The sequence below is a fragment of the Mesorhizobium sp. WSM4816 genome, from assembly GCF_055811535.1.
Genome location: NZ_JBVVQR010000015.1, coordinates 138,531 through 146,302 on the forward strand (window position 1 = coordinate 138,531; position 7,772 = coordinate 146,302).

The following is a 7,772-nucleotide window of genomic DNA, read 5'->3' on the forward strand; positions in this document are numbered from 1 at the left end:
GCTGCCATGTCGAGCAAGGTCATCAAGTTCAAGCAGCGCGACATCACGGATTGCGGGGCCGCCAGCCTTGCATCTGTCGCGGCCTTCTATGGCTACAAGCTGCCATTGTCGCGTATCCGCCAGTATGCCTCGACCGGCCGCTCCGGCACGACTGTGCTGGGCCTCATAGAAGCGGCTCGGAAGCTGGGCTTCGTTGCCAAGGGGGTAAAGGGTGGCTTCGACAGCCTATACAAGATCCCCAAGCCCGCCATCGCGCACGTAATCGTCAACGAGGTCCTGCATCACTTCGTCGTAATCCAGGCGATCAATGCCAGGTGGGTCATCGTCATGGACCCAGCCTATGGTGAAATCCGCAAGCTGGCGCACGAGGAATTCAAAAAGCAATGGACTGGCGCCCTGGTGCTCCTGGTTCCGGCAGACACCTTCAAGCGCCGCGACGAGACCAGCTCACCCCTAGGTCGTTTCGTACGTCTGCTTGCGCCACACAAGGCGGCGATGGCGCAGGCTCTCGCGGGGGCCCTGGTGACGACGATCCTCGGCCTCTCGACGGCCATTTACGTCCAGAAGATCGTCGATCATGTGATTACAGCGGGCAACCGAAATCTGCTCAACCTGATGAGCGTCGCCATGCTGCTGATCTTGGTTGTACAGGTCGTAATCAATCTCCTCAGAAACCTGCTCGTCCTGCAAACGGGACAGAAAATCGACGTTCACCTAATCCTTGGCTATTACAATCACATCCTAAGCCTGCCTCAGAAGTTCTTCGACACGATGCGCATGGGCGAAATCATTTCCCGCATGAACGACGCGGTGAAGATCAGGAGCTTCCTGAACGACGTCTCGATCAACATGTTCGTCGACGTGCTAATGATACTGTTCTCGTTAGGGCTGATGTTCATCTACTCGTGGAAGATCGCGTTGGTCGTGGCGGCCTCCATCCCGTTGTACCTCTCCGTCTATTGGACCATCAACCGGCTGCACAGGAATCGACAGCGCGCCATGATGGAGAACGCTGCCGAACTTGAAACGCAACTGGTGGAGTCACTCGGAGCTGTCTCCACGATCAAGATCTCCGGCATGGAGAGCTTCGCGAACTTCAAGGTGGAGACCCGCTTCATCAAGATGCTGCATTCCGTCTACAGCTCCGGCCTGATCTCGATCTTTGGAGACAGTAGCTCGACTTTCCTCGCAACTCTATTCACCATCGTGCTGCTGTGGTTCGGAACGACGCTTGCCCTCGATCAAACCATCACGCCCGGCGAATTACTGTCCTGCTACACCTTGCTGGGCTATGTCACCCGGCCGGTTGCCAGTCTGATCCAGACCAACCGGATCGTTCAGGATGCTTTTATCGCGGCGGATCGCCTGTTCGAGATCTTCGACCTGGAGCCGGAAAGCGGTGGCGGCATCAATGCCAACAAATCCGACATTGGCGACATCCACCTGGAGAAGGTCACGTTCCGCCATGGTAGCCAGCTCGAGCTTTTCCAGGATCTTAGCGTCACCTTCCGTCGGGGGGAAATGACAGCGGTGGTGGGGGAAAGCGGCTCGGGCAAGAGCACCCTTGCAGCGCTGCTGCAGAATGTCTACCCGCTTGAGGGTGGACACATACGGATAGGCCGCTATGCCCTCCAGGACCTGTCGACCGTATCCCTGCGCAAGGTTGTGGCTGCGGTGCCGCAATCGGTCGACGTGTTCTCGGGCTCGGTGATCGACAACATCGCCCTTGGCGAGTTCGAGCCAGACGTCGAAAAGATCCTCCAAATCTGCGATCAAACAGGGCTGCAGGAGGTGATCGAGCGCTGGCCCGGTGGCTTCCAGGCCTATCTAGGCGAAAGCGGCGTACGCCTCTCCGGGGGCGAGAAGCAGCGCCTTGCGTTGGCTCGGGCTCTGTATCGGGATCCGGAGATCCTGATCCTCGACGAAGCAACCTCCTCTCTCGACTCGGTCGCCGAGGCGTTTGTCCTGCGAGTGGTTGAGGATCTGCGTCGGGCCGGCAAAACCATCGTCATCATCTCTCATCGACTCAGCACCATCCGTTGCGCCGACAAAATAGTGGTCTTGGACAAGGGGCGGGTTGTTGCGGAGGGAAGGCATGCTGATTTGGTGGCAACTGAAGGCGCTTACGCTCGCTTGTGGCGAGTGCAAACCGAAACCAGCTAACAGCTTCAGGTGAGGACATTGCAGAATCCCACGACCAAGCATGGCTTCGCGCTGGTGGGCTCATCAGAACGCCATCGGAGCCGTCGGGAGCGCTGAACCGCCCGTCGGTCGAGCGGTCAAAGAAGATCGGCTCCCGCTAGGCTGTGTAGAAGCGGTGAACCTCCTGCCCTGCCGGTAGCTTCACCAGCTCGGGAAGGCGCCTGCCAGGTCTGCGGGAGGAAGTGGCCCCGCTCACGCTCCCTGCTCAGGATGCCGGCAAGCACGGTGGCGATATGGCGGTCCGTGCGGTCGAGCGGTTGGTCGCACCACCCTACGTGTAAGGAGATTCTGATGTCGAACATGATGAAGGCGCTGGTCAAGGCCAAGGCGGAACCCGGCATCTGGATGGAAGAAGTGCCGGTGCCGGAAATCGGCCCGAACGACATTCTGATCAAGATCAAGAAGACCGCGATCTGCGGTACCGACGTCCATATCTACAATTGGGACCAGTGGGCGCAGAAGACCGTGCCGGTGCCGATGGTGACCGGCCACGAATTCGTCGGCACTGTCGCCGACTTCGGCGCGGCGGTCACCGAGTACAAGATCGGCCAGCGTGTTTCGGGCGAAGGCCACATCGTCTGCGGCCACTGCCGCAATTGCCGGGCGGGCAGGGGGCATCTGTGCCGCAACACGCTCGGCGTCGGCGTCAACCGGCCGGGCGCCTTCGGTGAATATCTGGCGATCCCGCAGCACAACGTCGTGCCGATCCCCGACGATGTGCCCGACGAGATCGCCGCAATCTTCGATCCGCTGGGCAATGCGGTCCACACCGCACTGTCCTTTGATCTCGTCGGCGAGGACGTGCTGGTCACCGGCGCCGGACCGATCGGCATCATGGGTGCGCTGGTGGCGCAGTGCGTCGGCGCGCGAAAGGTGGTCATCACCGACATCAACCCGGTGCGGCTGGCGCTGGCGAAAAAACTCGGCGTCCAGCATGTGGTCGACGCGTCGAAGGAAAAGCTGCGCGATGTCATGCCGGCGCTCGGCATGACCGAAGGTTTTGACGTCGGCCTCGAAATGTCGGGTGCCGCACCCGCCTTCCGCGACATGATCGACACCATGAACAATGGCGGCAAGATCGCCATTCTGGGCATTGCGCCGACCGGCTTCGAGATCGACTGGAACAAGGTCATCTTCAAGATGCTGCATCTCAAGGGCATCTATGGCCGCGAGATGTTCGAGACCTGGTACAAGATGATCGCGCTGGTGCAGGGTCCGCTCGATGTCAGTGGGCTGATCACGCACCGCATCGGAATTGATGATTTTCAAGTAGGCTTCGACGCGATGCGCAGCGGCAGCTCGGGCAAGGTGGTGATGGACTGGCAGGGCGACTGGTCGATGTGACTTTGCGGAGGTGCTGACGGGAACGCCACCCTGGCTGCCGTCGATCTCCCCGCGAGGGGCATCGCTGGTGCAAGGCAGTGGCTCCTGCAACCAACGTGCGACGCTCAATCGTGCCGCGACGTATCACGGCCCAATCGGACGGCTGCGCTTGTGGCCATTCTCCCAGATCGGTCAAGGAATGCTCATTGGCCCCCGACGCGACCGCCTTGTTTTCCCAATGCCTAGGATCGAGGTCGAGGTGTTGTGGGCGTTTCAGTTGGCAAGATGGGATATGTGATCTCCGGTCGCTTTCCGGTCAGCGAATGAAGGAAGGCAACCAGCTGATCGATTTCGATTTGCGTTAGCTGTTCGCCAAGCTGGGTGGTGCCCATGATAGCGACCGCCTCGCCTAGGTCCCAGACCTTGCCCGAATGAAAGTATGGCGCGGTGATTGCTACGTTGCGCAGCGACGGCACGCGGAAAACATAGGAATCCTCGGGTACATTGGTGACGGCAAATCGTCCCTTGTCGTTCTCCGGCAGAATGTCGGCGCTAGGCCTCTCAACGACGCCGAATGGATAATAGCCTTCCCCACCAATATTGACACCGGAATGGCAGGACGAGCAGCCCTTTTCGATAAAAAGGGCCAGGCCCTGTTTCTCTTTGGGACCGATGGCGGTCTCATCGCCATTGAGGAAGGCGTCGAAGGGGGCCGGCGTGACCAGTGTCGCCTCGTAGTCTGCGAGTGCATTGACTAGATTGTCGAGGGTGATGGGATTGGCCTCATCCGGGAAAGCTGAATGGAACAACTCCACATATTGCGGCATCGATTTGAACGTCTCGACCACTCGATGCGGTGTGTTGGCCATTTCGACACCGGCCTGTATCGGCCCTTTGGCCTGAGCTTTCAGGTCTTCGGCGCGACCGTCCCAAAACTGTGATTTGTTGAAGACAGAGTTAAACACCGTCGGCGCGTTGCGCTGCCCCTTCTGCCAACCATGGCCAATCGAAGTTTCACGATTGTCGTCGCCCCCAGTGGCCAGGTTGTGGCACGAGTTGCAGGAGAAAACGCCTGAGGACGAGAGGCGTGGATCGAAGAACAGTGCATTGCCGAGGGCAATCTTCTCGGGCGTGCTCGGGTTGTTGGCGAGCGCCGGCGTGAATGGCAAGGGCTTGAAGGTGGCCAGTGCCGTTTCTCTGAGGTCTGGCGGAATGGACTGCGCAGCAAAAGCTGTGGCTGCCACAAGCGCGACAGCCACCGCAGGGAATAGAATTTTCATAAATGGAGTCCTTACGATGTGCACGGAAACCATTCTCCACATGCGGCTTGCGAACGCCCTGCGCTAGATCAGCGGATCGAGGGAATCGTGCCTGCCGACCAAGTCAATCGAGCGGCGGCAACAGTAACTGCGGTGTATCCATCGCCCGACGGCGGATTCCATTGGTGGGCGCGCGCAACCGCTGTTTGTTCGCCTGAGGTTTGGTCGGTTCCGTGGCCTGTCGCCACATGCTGCCGCAACGCCAACCTGTTTCATACGCGCAAGCTTTTCTGCCCCCATCGAGTGCACGGCTCATGGTTTACAAGCTTTCTGCGTCTTCCCTCTGCAATTCAGACGGACGAGATCGGAACGGAAAGGCGGACACTGGCGCAGTTATGGGACAGCGACTACCAGGCAGATCAGTGTCACGACCGCGTGATGTGGTGCTATAGACCTCAATCTTGGACGAGCAACGAACAATCCTGTCGTGACATTTGTTGCTTTCACCGGAAATCACCACTAGAAGCGACGCTCCGCAGACCAATCCACCGGAGAGTTTCATGCCAGAAGAAGACTTCAAAAACATCGACAACCTCATCCAGCTTACCACAGATGTTGTTTCAGCCTATGTTTCCAACAATCCCGTTCCGGTGGGGGACCTTTCAGCCCTGATCGGCCAAGTGCACGAAGCTTTGAAGGGCACGGCGGCCGGTCGCGTCTCGGCACAAGAGCCGACGGTGTTGACGCCGGCGGTCCCGATCAGAAAATCGGTGACGCCGGACTACATTGTCTCCCTTGAGGATGGGAAGAAATTCAAATCGCTAAAGCGTCATCTGTCGACCCATTACGGGCTGAGCCCTAATGAATATCGCGCCAAATGGGGTCTGCCGGCGGACTATCCCATGGTCGCGCCGAACTATGCGGCTGCCCGCTCTGCGTTGGCCAAGACAATGGGACTCGGCCGCAAACCGAAAGAGCCTGAAGTCTCGGCGCCGGAGAAGCGGTCCAGAAAGAAGGTACCAGCGTGACTTCTTCCTCATCCAGACCCGCTGTGGGGCTGGCGGCTCGATCGGCATGATGTGAGCGAAACATCGAAAGGCGGGATCAAATCCCGCCTTTTCCTTGCGGTGTGATTACACGGCGCGAAGCGGAATGGAATTGACATAGCGCAGAGACACAGGAGATCGCAGGGGTAAAAGGAGGACAGTTATCAACTTGGGAGGGAAACTGTTGCAGACTTCTATCCTGAAAAAACATCGCGAGGCTCTCCTGCCTTGGTACACCATCTATCCGACTGTGCCGGAGTTCTCCGCAGCGGTCGGCGCCGAAAGCTATGAGGAATGGCTAAGAGGTCTGCCGGTTGACGATCCGGTGTCGCTCTATCTCCACATTCCGTTCTGCCGATCGATTTGCTGGTATTGCGGCTTTCCGACCACGATTGCCCGCAATCAGGGTCCGATCCTCGACTATGTGGCCGTTCTGCGTGACGAGATCCGTTTGGTCTCGGAGCAGGTGCAGCAGAGGCTCGTCGTGGACGACGTGCATTTCGGCGGTGGAACCCCGACCCTGATCGGGGCAGCGGAATTCTTGGCCATGATTGAACTCCTGCGCCGCCGCTTCGTGTTCAGGGAGCCCGCTAAGATCGCCGTTGAAATTGACCCGCGCACTTTCACGCGCGAGATCGCCGAGGCACTGGGAGCAGCCAATGTGAGCCGCGCGAGTCTCGGGGTGCAGAGTTTTGATCCAATTGTTCAGAAAGCGATCAACCGGGTCCAGAGCGAGGCGCAGACGGCCGCTGCCGTCGAAGAGCTGCGCCGGCATGGAGTAAGCGGCATCAACGTCGATCTCATGTTCGGTCTCCCGAATCAGACGGTAGCGTCCTGCGTCCAGACTGCGGCGGCAACCGCCGCCATGCGTCCCAACCGGCTTGCGGTGTTCGGCTACGCGCATATTCCATCGGTGATCAAGAATCAGCGCCTGATCGAGAAGACTGCTCTGCCGGACAGCGTCGCCCGCGCCGAACAGGCTGCTGCCGTGGCAGATACGCTGGTTGCGGCCGGCTACCGAGAGATCGGCCTCGACCATTTCGCCTTGCCGGACGACGAACTTACGCTCGCGCAGACCCGCGGTCGGCTACGCCGTAACTCGCTGGGTTACTCGGCCGACACCTGCAAAACCGTGATCGGTTTCGGCGCGTCGGCTATCGGGCGGGTCGGCGATGGTTACGTCCAGAACGAGGTGACACACGAGTCCTACAGCCGGCACATAGCAGGGGGCCGTCTGGCAACGTCAAAAGGCTACCGGCTCACAGACGAAGACCGCGTGCGAGCCGCAATCATCGAGCGGCTGATGTGCGATTTGGAGGCCGATGTGCCGGCAATCTGTGCGGCCTATGGATTCGATCCAATCCGCTTCCTCGCTTCAACTGAACGCCTGGCGAAGCTGGCCGAGGACGGGGTAGTTGACATCGAAAACGGTCTCATCCGGGTCCGGCAAGAGCATCGCTTCGTGATTCGCGCTGTTGCGGCCGCATTCGATGCTTTTCTCGACGGGTTGTCCCATAAGCACAGCCAAGCAGCGTGAGGGGCGTCAAAGCGATAAGCTCGTGCCAAACGGCACGCTCGTAAAAATGCCGCAGGCCCCGGTCACGGCGCCCCTGCGCGGATGAAGTGTTGGACCTTCCCGAATGGACGAGCGTGCCGCCCACAACGCGTCACAGTCATACAACGGTCACTGGTTTTGTGAGTTGCCCGGCCGGTCGACATCTGTGCCTATGAATACTCCGTTTCGCAGGCAAGAAACTGGCGGGAACGACAAGATCGTCGGCGCGATTATCTCGTCCATGGCTCGCGCATTACGTGTACATCGCATCAAGTTCGATGCGGCAGCCCCTTGTTCGTCAGTGATAAGAGATAGTGTCCTGAAGGTTCTGCAAAAAGCTTTGGAGAGAGAACGGCCCTTGCTCTGAGGCGAGGGGCGGCCATGGCA

Annotated in this window: 5 protein-coding genes; 4 read left to right on the plus strand and 1 reads right to left on the minus strand. The window is 59.2% G+C overall.

Going from position 1 to position 7,772, the window contains the following annotated elements; translation table 11 throughout:
• Positions 1 to 6: 6 nt before the first annotated feature.
• Together AC0L3H_RS18000 and tdh are read left to right on the plus strand one after the other, a co-directional pair.
• Positions 7 to 2,163: a peptidase domain-containing ABC transporter gene (locus AC0L3H_RS18000; RefSeq protein WP_473586344.1), complete on the plus strand. Its 2,157-nt coding sequence runs from the start codon at positions 7 to 9 to the stop codon at positions 2,161 to 2,163.
• A gap of 330 nt (positions 2,164 to 2,493) precedes the next feature.
• Entirely contained in the window at positions 2,494 to 3,546 is a 1,053-nt protein-coding gene (gene tdh, locus AC0L3H_RS18005) for an L-threonine 3-dehydrogenase (RefSeq protein WP_473586345.1), read from the plus strand.
• 221 nt (positions 3,547 to 3,767) lie between these two features.
• Here the strand turns inward: tdh and AC0L3H_RS18010 are convergent, their stop codons facing one another.
• Positions 3,768 to 4,805 carry a cytochrome-c peroxidase gene (locus AC0L3H_RS18010; protein ID WP_473586346.1) on the minus strand — a complete coding sequence of 346 codons (1,038 nt, stop codon included), beginning with the start codon at positions 4,803 to 4,805 and terminating at the stop codon, positions 3,768 to 3,770.
• A 539-nt stretch (positions 4,806 to 5,344) separates the two neighbouring features.
• On the opposite strand from AC0L3H_RS18010, the gene AC0L3H_RS18015 reads away from it, so the two are divergent.
• Both AC0L3H_RS18015 and hemN read left to right on the plus strand, forming a co-directional pair.
• Positions 5,345 to 5,812, plus strand: a complete 468-nt coding sequence (locus AC0L3H_RS18015) for a Ros/MucR family transcriptional regulator (RefSeq protein WP_065011147.1) — start codon at positions 5,345 to 5,347, stop codon at positions 5,810 to 5,812.
• A 202-nt stretch (positions 5,813 to 6,014) separates the two neighbouring features.
• Entirely contained in the window at positions 6,015 to 7,367 is a 1,353-nt protein-coding gene (gene hemN / locus AC0L3H_RS18020; protein ID WP_473586347.1) for an oxygen-independent coproporphyrinogen III oxidase, read from the plus strand.
• The last annotated feature ends 405 nt before the right edge of the window (positions 7,368 to 7,772 follow it).